Source organism: Sphingomonas sp. H160509 (assembly GCF_024124765.2).
GTDB lineage: Bacteria > Pseudomonadota > Alphaproteobacteria > Sphingomonadales > Sphingomonadaceae > Sphingomonas.
The window spans coordinates 229,063-247,770 of record NZ_JAMXSR020000001.1 but is presented as its reverse complement, the minus strand read 5'-3'; the positions used below and the strand labels follow the sequence as shown (position 1 = coordinate 247,770).

The following is an 18,708-nucleotide window of genomic DNA, read 5'->3' as shown; positions in this document are numbered from 1 at the left end:
GCGGTCAGTGTGAGGAGGCTCGCCGCCTCAACTCCCCCTGACCCTGGGCAAGAACAAGTGGCCGGAACCGGGGAGCCGGATCGACGCTCTGAGCGGCGTCTTCTGCCTTCCGCGATGCTTTGCCTGCGCTGGACCACCACAAAAACGAAGCCTGCATGTGAGAGCTGCACGCTCAAGCCGGCGGCAGTCGGAGCATCAAGTAGATTGTAGAGCGTCATCATGCAGCAATGAGCGTCGTCCCACCAATCGATAGTAACGGTCGCTCCACATATCATGCTGATAGTCGGCCTTTCTCCGATCAGCTACCATTTATCAAATCGGAGGCATTTCAGGCTTGTCGTACTTGGCGACAAGCGCGGCGTAAGCACTGGAAAATAGCTGAACGCTTGAACGCAGCACGTTGTCGTAATCTGCTGAGCTGCACTTTCCTTTAGAGATCCGGTTGATTCTGCCTGTTTGGGCCATCGAAAACGTTAAAGATCCCAAAAGATGATGGGCAAACCAGAACAGTTCTTCATCAGGTACGTTCCCAATCTGACGCATGATTTCCAAGAAGCGCTGAACGACGTCGTCGAAATGCTTGTCCATGTAGAATGCGCCACAAAAGCGGGTCGTGTTCGTCATGCCTATCAAGGACATGAAATTCGACCAGCCTTCACCAAGCGAGAACACATGATCGAAGATCGGCCTCAGAAAAGCATCAATCGCCCCGGCAGCTTCCAGATTACCCGAATTCGTCGACTCGTAGTCATTCAGAACCTGGATGCGGATTGGATTCAGAATGGATGCCCGACGAGACCAGACGGCTTCGAAGATATTTTCCAAGCCATCAAAATAATAGTTGATGAGTGCCGGCGTCACCCCGGCAGCCGATGCGATCGCCTTGATCGTGACACCGTCTCTACCATGATACGCAAAAAAGCGTTTCGGCCTCGTCCAGAATGACCTGGATAGTTGCCTCTCGCCGCTCGGCTTGCGTGCGAACCGGTGTGCGGGGTCGGCGAACCTTATTCGGGAGCGGAGTTGTGATGTCCTTAGCGGGTGTCATTCGCCCGTCGTAGTCCAGTCGCGTGGCTATTACGACCCGGGATGCCCGCGCAGCCAACCAAGTGGAAGGGGCCTCCTCTTCGCTCGTGGCGCCAGAGCCACTTTCGGTTCGCATACGCTCTCCACCTTAAATCACGCTTGCCAACGACATTTTCAGGATGTTACTGTCGCTAACAGCAATAAGAATACATACAACGAATCAGGTTGGCTTTCAATCGGGCGCTTGCGGATGGCCGCAAAGCAGCTCTGTCTCCGAACCGGAGGCGCTTTAGGAGGGGGTTTTAGCATGCGTAAGGCATCGTCGCGGCTGTACACTGTTGGCTGCATGACCGCTGTGTGGCTGGCGTTTACGGCAAATGGTACGGCTTGGGCTCAGCAGGCCCCTGTGGAGGCGACGCCCGCAGCAGATGCAGCAGGAAAACCCCGCCGACGGACAGGACGGGGCTCGAAAGGACGAGATTGTAGTTACCGGCTCGCGCATTCGGCGTTCCGTTGACGAGACTGCATCCGCTCCCGTCGCGGTATTGGACGCCGACAATTTCAAGCAGCGCGGCTTTAATCAGGCTGGCGACGCGCTCAACGAGCTGACGTCGAATACGCCGCAACGTACGCCTCAGCCCTATGTCTCGAATGGCCAGGCGGTAGCCGGCGCCGATTTTCCAAACCTGTTCAACCTCGGGCCCGCTCGAACTTTGACTCTCGTCAATGGGCGTCGCACGGTTTCCACGTCGCTTGGTCTGGGCGACGAAGCGGTCGATACGAATATCATCCCGCTCGGGCTGCTGGACCGGATCGAAGTGGTCCAGGGCGGCGGTGCCGCGGTTTATGGATCAGGCGCGATTGGTGGCGTCGTGAACTACGTTCTGAAGAAGAACGCTCAGGGCGTGCGCCTTGAGGCGCAGAATACCGTAACTGGCGATGGCGACTATTCGCTCCATACCGTGCGTCTTACGGCTGGCCGGAACTTCGCGGGCGGGCGAGGCAACATCGCCATCGAAGCGGATTACTCCAAGACTGACCCGCTCGTTTTCAAGCAGCGTTCTGACCGTTTCATTTCGGGAGCCGGTCTAAACCTTACGCCCGGTGCCGGCGCCAATGGCATTCCGTTCACCACAGCATACAACGACGCCACGCAATATGTGGATCAAAACGGCCTTGTTGTCACCGGACCGTTCAACTTCGATGTGAACGGCGTCGTGAAGCAGGGCGGCCGCGGCGTCACGATCGACGGAGACGGTAACATCGCATTGAAGGGGCTGGGCACTCCGGTTCCGGGGGTCGCTACAGCAGCCACGGGAAGCGATCTGCGTTGGCCGTTCAAGGACTACGGAACACTGGTGCCTGGCGTTGAACGCGCCATCGGTTCGCTCATTGGTCACTACGATCTTACAAGCAATTTGACGTTCTCGACCGAACTGCTGGTTGCGCGGACGCGGTCGCGGCTTGTGAAGAGAGGCGCACTGCTTCAGCAGTACATTCCCGTGCTGTCGTTCGCGTATTCCGACCTGCAGCCCCTGCCCTTCACCCGTAACAATCCGTACTTGTCGCAGAGTACAGTCCAGGCGCTTTCGGCGGCCAATCCGGGCTTCGCTGCGGGTCAGCCGCTCTATCTTTCCAAGAATTTCCTCGACGTCGATCCGAATGGCGGCGACCAGTTTTTTACTACCACGACCTATCGCGCGCTCGCTGCGTTGAACGGCAACTTCAACCTGGGGAAACGACGCTTCGACTACGAGGTGTCCTATTCGCACGGTCAGGTGAATACCGATATCGACGCGTACGCGCCCATCTATCCCAACTTCCGCAATGCGGCCAATGCCGTCCGCAACTCGGCCGGCCAGATCGTCTGCGCGATCAACCAGACGACCGTCGTCGACGCGTCCTGCGTCCCGTTCAACATCTTCGGCACCGAGCGGCCAAATCAGGCTGTCCTGAACTATGCCGTCGGCAAGAGCGGCGTCACCGATTCCGGCACGCTCGGCCCGGTGAAGAACCTGCAGGACGACGTGCTGGCCACGATAAGCGGCGACGTGGTGCGTCTGCCCGGGGGGATGGCGAAATTCAGCGCGACCTACGAGCATCGCGACCAGCGCGCGTCGTTCAATCCTCTGCAGGGTGACCTCGACGGCATCTACCTCGCAGGCATCAAGGCCGTCGGCGGTCGCGGGGGCTTCAACACCGACGAGATCGCCGGTGAAGTCGCGGTCCCCCTGGTCGGTGGCGATTTCCGTCTGCCGCTAGTCCAGGCTCTCGACTTCGACGGCTCGTATCGCCTGGTCAACAGCACCTTGGCTGGAAACAACTCCGTTTGGGGCGTCGGTGGCCGCTGGCTGATTGGCGCGGGCCTTACGGCGCGCATCAACCGCAGCCGCAATTTCCGCGCGCCCAGCATCAATCAGGTGAGCGCGCCCGGTTCGGTGGCGATAAGCGGCGCAGGCAACCCATGTTCGATCACGGCGATCAATGGCGGTCCCAACCCGACGGCGCGGCGGGCGAACTGCGTCGCCTTGTTCACGGCTAACGCGAACTACGGATTGAACAGCTTGCCGGCCGGCGTCGCACCGACAGTCGACAACCGCCTCGCCAACTTCGTCGGGACAGGCACCTCACAGGTGCAGCTGACGACCAGGGGCAATCCAGAACTGCAGAACGAGGTGTCGAACGCTTTGACATTCGGGTTCGTGTTCCAGCCGACGTTCCTTCGCGGGCTGACAATCACCGCAGATCGTCTCGATCTGAAGATCGGCAATGCGCTGGCTCTGTTTGGCGTCAACGAGTTCGCATCGACCTGCTTCGACCAGCAGCCGCAGTCGGACGTCTATTGCGGAACTCTTGGTTACGACAGCAACGGCGACATCAACCGCGGCGTTGCCACGACCGTGAACGCCGGATCGGCGCGCTTGAAGTCCGATCTGTACAACATCGACTATCGCTTCTCCCTCAGCAGCATTTCCGCATCCTTGCCAGGCCAACTCGCACTGACGGCGTCTGCGACGCACAATCGTCTGGAAGAGGTCGTCTACCTCGGAGTGACGCAGAAGCTCGACGGAACGGTGGCGTTGCCGGAATGGTCTGTTCACTTCGAGTCGCGATACAAGATCGGTCCGGCGCTCATCACCTACGCGCTGAACTACCTCTCGCCTTCATTGACCGGACAGGGTGCAACCGTCGAGAATTCCACCGACGGCTTCTACAAGGTTCGCGCCAATTACCGGCACGACGTGTCGCTCGAATACACGATTGCCGATCGATACGCCTTGCGCCTTGGCGTCAACGACCTCTTCGATCGCAAGAACGAATACCCTGCCGCTTCATTCGGCGACATCATCGGTCGTCGTTTCTTTGCAGGCGTAACCGCGCAGTTCTAGTCCGATGCTTGGTGATGACGGCGCGATGCCGTCATCACCCCATCCGAGTGCACCAACAATCGAGAGATTAGAATGAGAATGTCTAAGCGTTTAGGCTTGGCCTCAGTGGGCCTCTTGTTTGCAACCAGCGCAAGCGCGTTGCTCTACGGCGCGTCAAACGATGAGACCGCAGCAGGTCTCGTCACCGTCGTGCAGGGGGCCGTCTCCAGTGCGCTACCGGCCATACTGCCGGCGCCGGCGCCCACCCCAACGGCACTGGCCGGTTCTCAGACAGGCCTCGTCGCCCAGGCATGGCTGACGACGGGGGATCAGCAGTCGTTGCTCGCACCCCAGGCGCCCATCCCCTTCTACAACGGGACAGGCGCCGGAAACGTCATCGTAGTCGATCCGAGCGTCCGGTATCAGAAGATCGAAGGATTCGGCGCGAGCATCACCGATGCATCGGCCTACCTCATCCAGCATGCCCTTGGGCCCACCCAGCGCGCGGCGCTGATGAATGATCTGTTCGGCGCAGGCGGCAACCATTTCGGCATGACGCGGCTGACCCTTGGTGCGTCCGACTTCTCCCGGACGCATTACAGCTACGATGATCTACCAGCCGGACAGACCGATCCGGCCCTGGCGCAGTTCGCGATCGCGCCCGCCACCACCGATGTGCTGCCGACGGTCCGCGCCGCGAAGGCGCTCAACCCCGACCTCGTCGTCATGGGCACCCCGTGGAGTCCCCCGGGTTGGATGAAGACCAGCGGATCGCTGATCGGTGGCACGCTGCGCGACGACAGCTTCCACGTCTTCGGCGCGTATCTCGCCAAAACGGCCCAGGCCTATGCCGCGGCCGGTGTCCCGCTCGACTACATGAGCATCCAGAACGAACCGGCGTTCGCACCCACGGACTATCCCGGCATGCTGCTGTCTCCGGACCAGCGCGCCGCCTTGTTCGCCGATCACGTCGGGCCGCAGCTTGCGGATGCATCACCGCAGACGAAGCTTCTCGAACTCGATCACAATTGGGACCTCAACCCGCAGGCGTTGCAGGTGCTCGCGAACGCGCGCGCAGCGCAATACGTCAGCGGCAGCGCATTCCACTGCTACGGCGGAGACGTCTCGCAGCAGTCCATCGTCCACAACCAGTATCCTCTCAAGGACGTGTTCTTCACCGAATGCGTCGGATCGGCAACCGCGATCAACTGGGCGTCGAACCTCGGTTACGACATGCAGAACCTGATCATCGGCACCACCCGCAACTGGGCTCGCGGCGTGGCGTTCTTCAACGTCGCGCTCGATACGACATTCGGTCCTCACAAGGGGGGCTGTCTTGCCTGCACGGGTATCGTAACCGTAGAGCCGATCACCGGCACCTACAGCCGCAACGTTCAATACTACTCGCTTGGCCATCTCAGCCGCTTCGTCCAGCGCGGTGCCGTGCGGATCGCGTCGACGGAGCGCGTCGACAATGTCCTGTCCGTGGCGTTCGCCAATCCTGACGGGACCGTCGCCCTCCTCGCATACAACACCGACAGTGCCGACCATGATCCGATCGTCTCGACGCCCTATGGTGCCTTCACCTTCCACCTGAAGGGGCAATCTGCCGTAACGTTCAAATGGCGCGCGCCGTCATGAACATGGCAATGGTCGCGTCGATGCAGGACCATCAACTGCGCGTCCCACAGTTGCTCGAGCACGCAGCGCGTCACCATGGCACCACCGAGATCGTGACGGCTTGGTCAGATACGACAGTCACGCGTCGCACTTGGGCTGAGCTCGCTGGCGACGCACGGCGGTTGGCACAGGCGTTGGAGCATCTGGGCATCGGGCGCGGTGACCGCGTCGCGACCCTCGCGATGAACCATGAGCCCCATCTGACCGCTTGGTTCGGTGCGATCGGGATGGGCGCCATCGTTCATACGCTCAATCCCCGCCTCTTCGACGAGCAACTGATTTACATCGTCAACCATGCGGCCGACCGTGTGCTCCTCTATGACGTTGCCTTCGAAGGCCTTGTCGATCGCCTACGCAGCCGCTGGCCGACAATCGAGCACTTCATCCGCATCGACGGCACGGGATCCGGAAGCCTGTCCTACCTGCTCGAGTCTCAGGATGGGCAGTATGACTGGTCCGAGGGTGACGAGCGCGAACCATGCATGCTCTGCTACACAAGCGGCACGACGGGTGCTCCAAAAGGCGTGCTGTATACGCATCGGTCGACGGTGCTCCATGCCATGGCTGCCGTTGCCCCCTCCATGTTCGATCTCTCGGCTGCAGCAGTGATACTGCCCATCGTGCCGATGTTTCATGCGGCCGGCTGGGGCCTGCCCTTTGCGGCCGCTATCGCAGGCGCGAAGCTGGTTCTGTGTCCGACCAACGAGCCGTCAATGCTGGTGCGCGTAATGGCTGACGAAAGTGTGACCCATTCGGCCGGGGTGCCGACGGTGTGGCTCAGCCTGCTGGCCTACGCGGACGCCGCTGACGCCTTCCCGCAAGCGCTTCGTCACGTCAGCATCGGCGGGTCTGCCGCACCGTCGTCGATGATCGCGCGGTTCGAGGCGGCTGGTGTTCGCGTTGCCCACATCTGGGGCATGACGGAGACGTCGCCCCTCGGCACGATGGGGCAGAGACCCGCGGCCTGGCCGACGATGGATGAGGACGAGCGGCTTGCGCTGACGTCACGCCAGGGCAAACCGCCGTTCGGCATCGAGTTGGCCTTGGTCGACGATGCCGGCGCGCTTCTGCCCCATGACGGCGTGACACCTGGTCGATTACGTGTTCGAGGACCCTGGGTGATCCGTCGGTATTTCGCCGCGGATGCCGATGCGGTGGACAGTGACGGATGGTTCGACACCGGCGATGTCGCGATCATGCATCTCGACGGCACGATGCAGATCACCGACCGCGCCAAGGACATGATCAAGTCGGGTGGCGAATGGATCAGCTCGGTCGATCTGGAAAACGCCGCAGTCGGCTGTGCCGGCGTCGCCGAAGCCGCGGCGATCGGCGCGATCCATCCCAGATGGGGGAGCGTCCGATCCTGCTCGTTGTTCGTCGTCCAGCCAGTGCAGTGACATCAGGCGAAATTCGCGATCACCTGCAGAGCCATGTCGCAAAATGGTGGCTCCCTGACGAGATCGTCTTCGTCGAAGAGCTCCCGCACACCGCAACCGGCAAGATACTGAAGAGCGCTTTGCGCGATCGGTATGCCGGTTCGTTCGCAAACGCCTAAGGCCTCAATCGAAGGAACGTCATGTTAGCGACACTTATTGCCCTCGCCGCAGCCACTGCGCAGCCGCAGACCGCCATGACCGAGGATGCCTGCGCGCGCATCGATGCGCAGGTCAGTCAAAAGGCCAAGGCTGAGCAGGATGGCGCCCGACGCCAGCTCGACTGGCCCAATCTGTGTCGCTACGCCGACGAAAACGCGAAAGTCGCGACGGCCCCTCGTATCATCTTCATCGGTGACTCGATCACGGAGTTCTGGAAGCGCGACCAGCCTGCGTTCTTCTCGTCTTCGGTCCTTGGCCGCGGGATCAGCGGCCAGACCTCCGAGCAGATCCTGCTACGCTTCTATCAGGATGTCGTCGCGCTCAAGCCGGGCGCGGTTCACATCCTGACGGGGGCGAACGACATCGCCGGAAACACCGGACTGATCACCCCGGAGTCCTGGCAGAACAACATCCGGACGATGGTGGATCTGGCCCGTGCGCGCCGGATCAAGGTCGTGCTCGGGTCGCTGCTCCCGGCGGATGCGTTCTGGTGGAATCCATCGATGCGCCCGGCAACGCAACTCGCTGCGATGAACGGATGGCTTCGCGACTATGCAAAAAGCCAAGGCGTACCGTTCATCGATTACTACGCCGCAATGGCGACACCGACGGGCGGCATGAAGCGGGAACTGACGGATGACGGCGTCCACCCCAACAAACGGGGCTACGACGTCATGAAGACCGTCGCCGATCCCACGCTGCGCGCTCTGGCAGAGTGATGCGGCGCATTCTTCGTTCCGAATGAGCCCCGCGACGTGCGATCCGGACGGCAGCGAAGCCGACGGATCGCCGGGCTTATTCTCAATCTTGGCTGAACCTTGCCTCCTGGCATGCTGCCAACTGCGAACCTGAAAATCGGAAAACATCTATGAAGCGTCCGCCGTCCGCCGTCATGGCCGTTCTCATTACAGCGCTGGCAGGCGCCACGGCTGAAGGCGCAGCCGCGCAGGATCGGTCCGACGCGAGCGTAGCGACACCTGGGCCCGAACGGCAGGATTCCGCGGAACGGCAGGCTGCCGCGCTAGCGAGCCGGATGACGCCTGCCGAGAGGCAAGCCTATGTCTTCGGCTATTTCCCTCCAATGATCAAAGACCGTCCCGCGGACATGATTCCGTCGGCCGGCTACGTGCCGGGAGTGCCCAGGCTTGGCGTGCCGACGCTACGCGAAAGCGATGCGTCGCTTGGCGTCGCCAACCAGATCGAACAGCGCAAGGGCGATGTCGCCACGGCACTGCCAGCTAGTCTGGCGATCGCCGCGAGCTTCGACCCAGACCTTGCCTATCGGGGCGGTGCGATGATCGGCGCCGAGGCACGCGCCAAGACGTTCAACGTGCTGCTCGCGGGGGGCGTGAACCTGACCCGTGATCCATGGGGCGGGCGCACTTTCGAATATTTCGGTGAAGACCCCCTGCTTTCCGGCGTGATGGCCGGCGAGTCCATACGCGGCGTCCAGTCCAACCACATCGTATCCACGGTCAAGCATTTCGCTCTCAATCCTCAGGAGACGCTGCGAACGACCGTGAATGCTCGCATCGACCAGGCTGCGTTGCGCGAGAGCGATCTGCTCGCTTTCGAGATCGCCATCGAGCGGGGCCGCCCCGGTTCCGTCATGTGCTCCTACAACAAGGTCAACGGCGACTGGGCGTGCGAGAACGACTTCCTGCTGAACCAGGTTCTGAAGCGGGACTGGGGCTACAAGGGCTGGGTGATGAGCGACTGGGGCGCCGTTCATTCGACCGTCAAGGCGATCAACGCCGGCCTGGATCAGCAGTCCGGTCGCGAATTGGACAAGGGGCTCTTCTTCGGGAAGCCGCTCGCCGACGCACTCGCGGCCGGGACGGTATCGTCCAACCGGCTGACCGATATGAACCAGCGCATCTTGTGGGGCGTCGTCAGCACAGGCCTGATCAACGATCCGGTCCCGACATCACCACAATCGATCGACTATGATGCCCATGCCCGCGTTGCGCAGGAGGTCGCCGAAAAGGGTAGCGTCCTCCTGAAGAACGAAGGAAACCTTCTGCCGCTGGCTCGCACCGTCAAATCGATCGTGGTGATCGGCTCGCATGCTGACGTGGGCGTCCTGTCGGGCGGCGGATCGAGTCAGGTACGCTCGGTCGGAGGTGCGCCTGTCGAAATACCGCTGACAGAGGGGCGCAGCCGCATCCTTCGCCCGCGTGACATGGCATGCGTCGTCACCGCTGGCGGCCATCCGCAGGATGGCGCCGAACGCTACCATCAGCTTCGTAGACGGCACGGACCCTGCCGCCGCTGCCGTGGCCGCCCGAAAGGCGGATCTGGCGATCGTATTCGCCTCCCAGTGGCGCACGGAAGCCCAGGACGTCGAAACGATGTCGCTACCCGACGGACAGGACGCAGTGATCGACGCGGTAGCGGGCGCCAACAGGCGCACCGTGGTCGTTCTGGAGACGGGTGGGCCCGTGCTGATGCCTTGGCTGTCGCGCATACCTGCAGTGCTTCAGGCCTGGTATCCGGGGCAGCGCGGGGGCGAGGCGATTGCCAACATTCTGTTCGGCGCGACTAACCCCTCCGGCCGGTTGCCGATGACGTTCCCCGCCAGCGAGGCGCAGGCACCGCGTCCCGTCGTTCCGGGGCTATTCGCCATGAAGGAGGCCGATCGGGCACAGAAAAAGGGAAGCACCTATGGGATGGTCGAACGATCGCTGCTGGTAGATGTGGATTATGCCGAGGGGGGCGGATGTCGGCTATCGCTCGTATCTGAAGCACGGTGTCCGGCCGCTATTCCCGTTCGGTTACGGCCTCTCCTACGCACGCTTCAGTTACGGCGATCTGCGTATCGAACCTGGAGCGACACCGCGCATCAGTTTCACCGTGACGAATACGGGGGAAGGTCGCGGGCGCGGATTCGCCGCAAGCCTACGTCCAAGCGGGGCAGCGGAACGGGGGGAGCACACGTCTTGTAGGTTTCAAGCGTGTGATGCTGGCACCCGGCGAAAACCAGCATGTCAGTATGGACATTGACCCGAGACTGCTTGCCGATTTTGACGTCAAGGCGAACGATTGGCACGTTGCGGCAGGAAAGTATCCCGTTACGATCGCGCGGTTCGCCGGTGATCGGGCCCTCAGCGCCAATCTTGAAATGGCTGAGGGGCGCTTGCATCCGTAAGCCAATCTCCCCTGGAGATGACGGGCCATGCTGACGCTCACTGCCGCGCTTCTCGTCGCCGCTCCGACGGTCGTGGTTGACGGCGCGACGGTAACGGGCGCGCGGGCCGGGAAGATCGTGCGGTACCTGGGCATTCGCTACGCGACGCCGGCTGACGGTCGAAATCGGGCGGGTGTTACCGCGGTCAATGTGCCAAAAGCCTCGCCACAAGGGGGATCGTTCGGGCCAAACTGTCTGCAAAAGATCGACCTACAAGGCTTTGGCCCCTGGACACCGGAGTTCGTTACGTCTGGCTTGGTGGCTCAGGACTGTCTGTTCCTCAATATATGGACACCACGGAAGTCAGGGCGCGCGCCGGTTCTGTTCTGGATACATGGCGGAGGATTTGTCGGAGGATCGGGTTCGGTACCCGTCTACGACGGAACAGCCTTTGCCCGCCGCGGGGTCATCGTCGTGACGGTCAACTACCGTTTAGGTGAGGACGGCTTCGCTACCCACAAGGGTGCGCGGCCCAATCGTGGGTTGCACGACGTGGTCGACGCGTTGCGGTGGGTGAAGCGGAATGTCGCAGCATTCGGTGGTGACCCCGAGCGGATAACGATCGCGGGGCAGTCGGCGGGCGCAATGCTGGTGCACACCTTGCTCGCGATGCCGTCAGCAAAAGGGCTATTTGCCAGAGCGATCGCGCAGAGTGGCCTGCCGCCGGAGGCAGGCATTACGGGAACAGGATCGCGGTTAAGTCTGTCGCCGGATCTACCGCTATCTCCCCAGCGAACCTGGCAAAGCGGTTCGGCCATCGATGTCCCGATGCTGGTCGGGATGACTGCGGACGAGGCTACGGCGTTCACGCCGGTAAATCGTATAAGCTCTCCGCCGGCGAACTGCGGCGGTGCCGGTGCCAAGCTACAGGCAAGAGGAGTAAACTCGCGCGTGGCAGCACGTTGGTGCGGCGTTAGAGCTTTGCTCGAATGGTGGCGTGGTCGTCCTGAGGGACGCCTGTCGCCGACTTACGCCTACCTCTTTGCGCGCGTACCTCCTGGCCTAGAGACGCAACGTTGGGGGGCGTTCCATTCCGCCGAACTGCCCTACGTGTTCGGTACCCTTAGAAAATCTTCGGACAGACCGTACACTCTGGTTGATCGGAGAATTTCGCGTCAGATGATAGCGGCTTGGGTACGTTTCGTTCGCGGCAAAGCTCCATGGCCAGCTTTGACAGGTGATCGTCCTAGATTTCAGCGCTTCTCGGATAAACCTATGATGACGCCAATCATGCCAGCCGCGATCGACCAGCTGTTCGATGCAGTGCCTGATCCAAAAATCACTTTGTTCTAGTTACAAATCGGAATTCCTAATAAGCGATTACCTTTAAAACGGACCTTCCGCGAAAATAGTCTGGGCTCTACTCGTAGCGGCATGCTAATTTTCGATACTTTCAAGTCAAACTAAAGATCTTTGGCTAAATGCATGATATGAAAAGTTTTGCATCTCTGTCAGTAGCCGGTTACTAGCGTCACGACCGTCAGTCGGCCTTTGATTTTGCCCACCAACGTCACATTACCACCAGGATAATCAATTCCGTTCATTGCCATAATGGCGCTGGACGTAATCCGAGCCGTAAAGAGTGGTTGGAAGATCGTCGCGTGGGGCGCGGTAACTGTGGTAGTTTTTGTGCGGTCATCGACCCAACCCCCATAGCCCCACGCGGTCCCGATCAACCGTAATGAGCGGCCAAGAGGTGGCGCTGGAAGCGCCGGTTCATCAAACTTCCGATCCCGCTCACATCGGCCAAGTTGGATCGGCCTGAGCTTTTCCGCTTACTGGCCGACTGCGAACCTGGTGATATACTGCTGGTGGAGCAAGTCGATCGACTGTCCCGCCTTACCTCGCCGGACTGGCTTCGGCTACGTGGCCTGATCGACGCCAAACAGGTCCGTATCGTTGCACTCGATTTGCCGACTTCGTGGAGCCTGACGGCGCCGGCCGACGAGTTCACCGCCCGCATGTTTGCCGCAGTCAACGCGATGATGCTCGACGTCCTCGCCGCGGTCGCACGCAAAGACTATGAAGATCGGCGTCGCCGTCAGGCTGAGGGCACCGCCAAGGCCAAGGCGGCCGGCCTTTATAAGGGACGTCCAGAGAACAAGACCCGCAACGCCGCCATCTCCTCGCTATTGGCCAACGGCCGTAGCTGGCGGGAGATTATGGACGCAACAGGTTGCAGCCGCACCCTCCTGGCGAAGATCGCTCGCGATCGTCGGCTGCTCAAAGGCGAGCCTGCGTCCGGTGAGGATGGCTAACACCCAGCGCCCCTCCCCTGCCGGTCTACCAAGCCAGCATTTATAGGAGCCAGCGTCTCTCGCCCAACTGTCTAATCTGGATGGTACCAATGCGACATGTTCATTGGTGCCAACGATCAGTCCAAAGGGAGATTGTCAGAAGGGTATACCCGGGATGCCCGGAAGGACCCAAAGGGGCGGCCTATGACGTGGACATAATGTCCACCCCGGACCAATTCGCCTGGTTCACTGGTTATTCTCGCTTAGCAGGAGACAACGATGGCGAAGCATAACGACACCAAGCCGATAAAGGTCATGCTCATCGGCTTAGCGATAGGACTGGTGCTCATGGTGGCGCTGTTGGTCACGTTCTACTTCCGAGTGCAGAAGCCTGCAGTCGAGGCAAAGCCACACCAGCCACCGATGGCGACGCAGGGTTAAGTCGGCAGTCCAGAGTGATCGGATGTAGCGGAAAGCATAAGCGACGCAGCCATCAGCGTCCTCGATGTGCAGTGTCGCTGCTCTCATATGCAAATAACGTTTGTTCGACTGAATAACGGACCCTGATTGAACAGACGAAATCAAATTGCCATTCAGGGTATACCCGGATTGACTGTAGATAGGCATGGAATCGGGACCCCGCCTGTCGGCAACGCAAGTAGTTGTTTCGATTGCAAAGTTGGCTTTGAAGCGGGTCCTGATCGGTGCCGATCGGGCCCGTCATAGTCCGAGATTATCGTGCCGTTTGATGGAGTTACAACCAGATATGGTGGGGTCCCGTTTCGACGCCTATCTACACATCAGTGTAATCTCAACTGACGCCGCGTGCGAGAGATTTTCATTTTAAACAGCATGAACGCGCAAACTCGCCCGCGGCACGGCGCGATCCAACCATGAGCGTCGTCTGTCTCTTCGCGAACAAGGCTAGTGCAGGGGGCGGCGCGCTCGTTTAGGCTCGCGTAATGATTTTATGCGCCGATAATTTGACTACTGCGTCTGCCAGCGAGACGCCAGCCGCGCCGCGCCGCTTTATCGAGGACTACGCCTTGATCGGGTCGACGGAAACCGCGGCGTTAATTCACCGAGACGGCACGATCGAATGGCTGTGTATGCCAGCCTTCGACTCCGAAGCTATTTTTGCGTCCTTACTCGGAACGCCCGAGCATGGCAGTTGGCAGCTGACAGCAACTGATCCCGACGCTCACATCACGCGCCGTTACCTGCCTGAGACAATAATACTGGAAACGACCATCAAGGTAGCGGGCGGCACGGCAACGGTGTGCGATTTCATGCCGCTGAAGGCGGAAGGCGGCACGCATGAACTCATCCGCATCGTCCGCGGCGTCAAGGGCACAGTCGAGCTGTGTACCGAGATCAGAATGCGCTTCAATTATGGCGCATGGATGCCTTGGGTTGAACGCAAGGAAGGCATGATCCATGCGGTCGCGGGTCCGGACGCGGTGCGCCTGAGCAGTAGTATAGACTTGGCCAATCGCGATTTCGTGACGCATGCCGATTTCACCGTCACCGAAGGGCAGACGGTGGCCTTCGCGCTGGAATACTACCCGTCGCATCTCTCGCCGCCGATGCCTCGTGATCCGTACGCGCTACTGCGCCATACGGAGGCGAAGTGGCAGCGCTGGGCGTCCGACTGCACCTATGTTGGACCGTATGCCGATACGGTCCGGCGCTCACTGCTGACGCTCAAGGCGCTGACTTACGCCCCGACCGGTGGGATAGTCGCAGCGCCTACCACCTCGCTTCCCGAGGTGTCAGGCGGTGTGCGCAACTGGGACTATCGTTATTGCTGGCTCCGTGACGCGGTGCTCACGATCTATGCGCTGACCGATTCAGGTTACCAAGCCGAAGCAGGCGCGTGGCGCTGGTGGCTGATGCGCGCGGTTGCAGGAGCACCGGACAAGCTCCAAATCATGTACGGCCTGCGCGGGGAACGCCGCCTGTCCGAAATCGAGCTCGATCATCTCCCGGGCTATGAGGGAAGTCGCCCGGTGCGGGTCGGCAATGCAGCGCACGAACAACTCCAGCTCGACGTCTACGGTGCAGTACTCGGTGCGTTCGATGCCGCCCGGCGCGACGGATTACCAGACATGGACGTAGTATGGCCGCTCCAGCGTGCAATCGTGACGCATTTGCTGGACCTGTGGCGAAAGCCAGATTCCGGGCTATGGGAAGTGCGCGGCCCTCCGCGCCACTTCGTCCATTCCAAGGTGATGTGTTGGCTGGCGTTCGACCGCATGATCGCAAGCGCAGAGGATTTTCACCTGGACGGCCCAGTCAACGACTGGCGCGCCGCTCGCGACGCGATTCATGCTGATATCTGTCAGAATGGATTCGACACGGCGAGCAATAGCTTCGTCCAATATTACGGCGCGGATCGCGTGGACGCAGCGCTGCTGCAACTTCCGACGCTTGGCTTCCTGCCTGTGGACGACCCGCGCGTCCAAGGTACGATCGCCAGGATAGAACGTGACCTACTCGTCGACGGAGTAGTCTACCGGTATCAGGCTGAAGGGAACGATGGCGACGGACTTCCGGGTCGCGAAGGCGCCTTTCTGGCGTGCAGCTTCTGGCTGTGCGACGCCTACGCCGTCTCCGGTCGACTGGACGAAGCAACTGCGTTGTTCGAGCGCCTTTTGTCCTACGGCAACGATCTCCAGCTGTTTGCCGAGGAGTACGACCCGACAAGCCGCCGTCAGCTCGGCAATTTCCCACAGGCGTTCAGCCACTTCGCGCTGATCAATTCGGCACACACTCTCGCCGGAGCCGCGAGCGGCGTGGCGGCACATCTTGCGAATGGCGCTCGCGCGTGATTTGCGCTCGACGTCGGTATAGTAAAAAAGCCTTGCTTCGTGGATCGTGCGGTTATGCCGTCGCGTTATGGCTTTCTCAGTCGAAAAACGAAGACAGACTTCGGATTATTACTAGTCGTCAAAACTGCGACCCCGCTGCGGGCGGACAACTAGCGTTGATATATTTAAAACGTGAATTCGGAGGCGTACGGATCGGCTCCTATCTATACCTCGTCTATTCGAACTATAAGATCATATTCAATGGCTTATCATGATCTTACCGGGTCCTGTTTTCACCGCAAATCCACAACCATACGCCGCTGGAAACGCCCTGATCACGCCTTTCACACTCTTAATTACCTTCGCTTCCCAGAGGATTGAGCCGCGCTCTGAGTTTATGAACCTTCAGTCTTATCAACGGCATCGCGTGTGGCGTTGGAGCGCCGTGGCCGGTCGTCGCTTTTGTCAATGAACTGACCCGCGACATCTTCGTAAGCCGTGGCAGCCTCACCAACCACGCCGCGCGCCAAGCCATTCGCATCTGCTTTTCGGTTCCGCACGGTGCGGCGGTTCCGAAACCAGACCACAGCAAGCACCGCTACTACCGCCCCGAGAAATACGAGTTGAAGTGCCGTCATTAGAAACTCTCCTTTGAAAGGCCAAGGCCCGCGGCGCGGGGTAGATCGCCATCGAAATCGTGAGCAAACTTGAACGAAATGACTACCCGTAATCCCCGAGAATGTATCATTATTACGACGTCTCGAAAGGCGTCCATCTCGCATCTATCCGGGTAGCTTTTCTACGTTGATCTTTATAACGGCGAAAGAATATCGAGACTCCTCTCAAGATATGGGCAAGAATCATACCACAAAACTCTATTTGTCGCGAGACCTATGATAAATTTCTAGAATTATATTATGATCTATTATTGATCATAATCAATAATCATATCATTATTCAGTTTTTGGATTTTAATCTGCAACCCGAGATGAAGCTCGGTTTTGGCACAGTCTGTTTTATCAATCATAATTTCTTATCCCGCACAAAGGTTGCGATGCGACAGTAATCTCTTACGCGCCGGCGGTACTTATGGCGCCAGTAGCCGTTCTCAGTTTTTCAAGTTGCTTGCAGTCATGTCCGGCGCAATGGGGCTGTGCATCGGCGCCGATGCACAAACTTGGGCTATTACGCACGGGCGACGCGCCGCACGTTCTCAGGTGAGTAGAACAAATGTGCGGAAGCGCCGCCAGTCCTCGATTGTCAGTGCGGCATAGGCGCAAGCCGTCTCGACCAAAGCATCGCCATCTTGACAAAATGCTGCCGCAATCGAGATTTCGAATCGAACTGAACGGCTGTCGCCGCGTGAATGAGCAAGAGCCAGAGCCTCACCGCACGCTTCGGCATATTTCTTCAACCGCTTTGCGCCACCGCCCTTGGACAGAAAGATCTGCTCCGGACGGGCGGTAACGCGAGCATGATGACGTGAGCGAATTAGCCAATAGGCCCCGTCCCACTCCGCGTGGTCGAGCAACAAGTCGGGTTCGCGCTGAACGCGCCGCTGAACATTGACAGTCAAATGCGCCGGCCCGACGCAATTTCGGGGATCGACGCTTGGAAAGTTATGAAGGGCCGCGGCGGCACGCTGCTGCTTCACCTCGACTATCTGACACATCGGCAACTCTGCATGCGTCGAGGCACCACGTGGACCAACGAGAAGATAGTATCGTGGCATGTCGATCGATCCAGTGCCTTGGCCAAGACGCCGGACCACGTCGAGCACCTCGTCATCGACATAAGGCCTGAACGCTTCACGAACAGATCGTTCGGTCGCTGGATCAAGACGCAGATAGCGCTCTGGATCATTCTTGAACTGCAATCCTGCGCCCCGGATCGCCACTGCCTTACCAAGAGAACTTTTGGTTTCGAAGTTTTTGCCGCCGATCGCGCGCTTGCGAGCCTTTTTGAGGAAGTGGCGTAGTGGATGGTGCTTCCCAAAGCTATCGAGCGTGCGCCGCCTCACGGTACGATCATCAACGATCTCAAGGCAAACCGCTGCGTAGCGCGTCAGAAAAGCTTGTGCTGCTTTCGTGACGTCCTCGGGTCGAGGCACTTTAAGGTCATGATGACGGCGGGTGCCATCTTCGACGTAGTGCCCTTCATTAAAACCGCAGGCAAAATCGGCACCGACATACAGGCTTGTAATGAACCGCGTCAGGTCCCAGCCAGCACTCCCGATACAGGCTTCGTCGAAGTCATTCGGCCCGAATACAATGTGCTTCCCATAAGAACCCTTTTCCGTAACGAACCCGAAATTTGCCATATGGCAATCACCTAGAACGGTCGTTTGCCGCGCGGTGTTCACGAAAGGAAGCGGTAGCGTCACCAAACCATTGGCGAGGTCGTGATAAAATAACTGGGCCGAACCGCGCAGGAAACGAAAGGGGTTCTGCGCCATCAACGCGTGCTTCACCGACGGTGACTTCGCGCCGGGTCGATCGCCATCGACACGCGCAAGCTCATCTACGATTTGTCTAGTCCGATCCGCATCATTCATGCGATTGTCCGCCTGCTCTTTATAGGATGATCTGCGCCTGTCTTCGTCCGTCCCTCGGCGACCATGCATTTGACAGGCATGTCCGGACTTGTCTCCTTATCGATCAAGGGGACGACTATCGACAGCTTCCTCAGTGCCGTCTCGCGGGCCGTCGCGGTATCGATGGTCTTGAAAGTTAGCGCCGCACCATCGTCAAAACGCATCCGATAGATCGGCGTTGGCAGCGCGAAGCCCGCCCCTGTTGGCGC

At 59.7% G+C, this 18,708-nt stretch carries 10 protein-coding genes and 2 pseudogenes; 9 read left to right on the top strand and 3 right to left on the bottom strand.

The window, feature by feature from the left end; translation table 11 throughout:
* Positions 1 to 312 precede the first annotated feature (312 nt).
* The gene (locus tag NHF48_RS01295) at positions 313 to 1,011 is read right to left on the bottom strand and encodes a TetR/AcrR family transcriptional regulator (protein ID WP_263816611.1); all 699 of its coding nucleotides are present in this window, start codon (positions 1,009 to 1,011) and stop codon (positions 313 to 315) included.
* 443 nt (positions 1,012 to 1,454) lie between these two features.
* Here NHF48_RS01295 and NHF48_RS01290 point away from each other — a divergent pair, with 443 nt between their 5' ends.
* From NHF48_RS01290 to NHF48_RS01250, 9 genes and pseudogenes are all read left to right on the top strand, one after another.
* Positions 1,455 to 4,415 (top strand): TonB-dependent receptor plug domain-containing protein, encoded by a 2,961-nt coding sequence (locus NHF48_RS01290; protein WP_253069792.1) that lies wholly within the window; start codon positions 1,455 to 1,457, stop codon positions 4,413 to 4,415.
* 105 nt (positions 4,416 to 4,520) lie between these two features.
* Positions 4,521 to 6,035, top strand: a complete 1,515-nt coding sequence (locus tag NHF48_RS01285) for a glycoside hydrolase family 30 protein (protein ID WP_253069791.1) — start codon at positions 4,521 to 4,523, stop codon at positions 6,033 to 6,035.
* An 8-nt stretch (positions 6,036 to 6,043) separates the two neighbouring features.
* A pseudogene (locus NHF48_RS01280) lies at positions 6,044 to 7,632 on the top strand (long-chain fatty acid--CoA ligase).
* A 21-nt stretch (positions 7,633 to 7,653) separates the two neighbouring features.
* The gene (locus NHF48_RS01275; RefSeq protein WP_253069790.1) at positions 7,654 to 8,391 is read left to right on the top strand and encodes a GDSL-type esterase/lipase family protein; all 738 of its coding nucleotides are present in this window, start codon (positions 7,654 to 7,656) and stop codon (positions 8,389 to 8,391) included.
* Positions 8,392 to 8,540: 149 nt separating this feature from the next.
* Positions 8,541 to 10,820 (top strand): annotated as a pseudogene (locus NHF48_RS01270) (beta-glucosidase).
* Positions 10,821 to 10,847: 27 nt separating this feature from the next.
* Positions 10,848 to 12,152, top strand: a complete 1,305-nt coding sequence (locus tag NHF48_RS01265; protein ID WP_253069789.1) for a carboxylesterase family protein — start codon at positions 10,848 to 10,850, stop codon at positions 12,150 to 12,152.
* 458 nt (positions 12,153 to 12,610) lie between these two features.
* On the top strand, positions 12,611 to 13,117 hold the full coding sequence (locus NHF48_RS01260) for a recombinase family protein (RefSeq protein WP_263816583.1): 507 nt from the start codon (positions 12,611 to 12,613) through the stop codon (positions 13,115 to 13,117).
* 258 nt (positions 13,118 to 13,375) lie between these two features.
* Positions 13,376 to 13,537: a hypothetical protein gene (locus tag NHF48_RS01255; protein WP_253069788.1), complete on the top strand. Its 162-nt coding sequence runs from the start codon at positions 13,376 to 13,378 to the stop codon at positions 13,535 to 13,537.
* 521 nt (positions 13,538 to 14,058) lie between these two features.
* Complete coding sequence (locus tag NHF48_RS01250; protein WP_253069787.1) at positions 14,059 to 15,927, top strand: glycoside hydrolase family 15 protein; 1,869 nt, start codon at positions 14,059 to 14,061, stop codon at positions 15,925 to 15,927.
* 374 nt (positions 15,928 to 16,301) lie between these two features.
* Here the strand turns inward: NHF48_RS01250 and NHF48_RS01245 are convergent, their stop codons facing one another.
* Together NHF48_RS01245 and NHF48_RS01240 are read right to left on the bottom strand one after the other, a co-directional pair.
* Entirely contained in the window at positions 16,302 to 16,544 is a 243-nt protein-coding gene (locus tag NHF48_RS01245; RefSeq protein ID WP_253069786.1) for a hypothetical protein, read from the bottom strand.
* 575 nt (positions 16,545 to 17,119) lie between these two features.
* Positions 17,120 to 18,460 carry a DUF2252 family protein gene (locus NHF48_RS01240; protein WP_253069785.1) on the bottom strand — a complete coding sequence of 447 codons (1,341 nt, stop codon included), beginning with the start codon at positions 18,458 to 18,460 and terminating at the stop codon, positions 17,120 to 17,122.
* Positions 18,461 to 18,708: the final 248 nt, after the last annotated feature.

Bases quoted from the DNA above. Each gene is read 5' to 3' on its own strand.
- NHF48_RS01290 (WP_253069792.1), top strand. From the start codon at position 1,455: ATGCAGCAGGAAAACCCCGCCGACGGACAGGACGGGGCTCGAAAGGAC.
- NHF48_RS01275 (WP_253069790.1), top strand. From the start codon at position 7,654: ATGTTAGCGACACTTATTGCCCTCGCCGCAGCCACTGCGCAGCCGCAG.
- NHF48_RS01265 (WP_253069789.1), top strand. From the start codon at position 10,848: ATGCTGACGCTCACTGCCGCGCTTCTCGTCGCCGCTCCGACGGTCGTG.
- NHF48_RS01255 (WP_253069788.1), top strand. From the start codon at position 13,376: ATGGCGAAGCATAACGACACCAAGCCGATAAAGGTCATGCTCATCGGC.
- NHF48_RS01250 (WP_253069787.1), top strand. From the start codon at position 14,059: ATGATTTTATGCGCCGATAATTTGACTACTGCGTCTGCCAGCGAGACG.
- NHF48_RS01245 (WP_253069786.1), bottom strand. From the start codon at position 16,544: ATGACGGCACTTCAACTCGTATTTCTCGGGGCGGTAGTAGCGGTGCTT.
- NHF48_RS01240 (WP_253069785.1), bottom strand. From the start codon at position 18,460: ATGAATGATGCGGATCGGACTAGACAAATCGTAGATGAGCTTGCGCGT.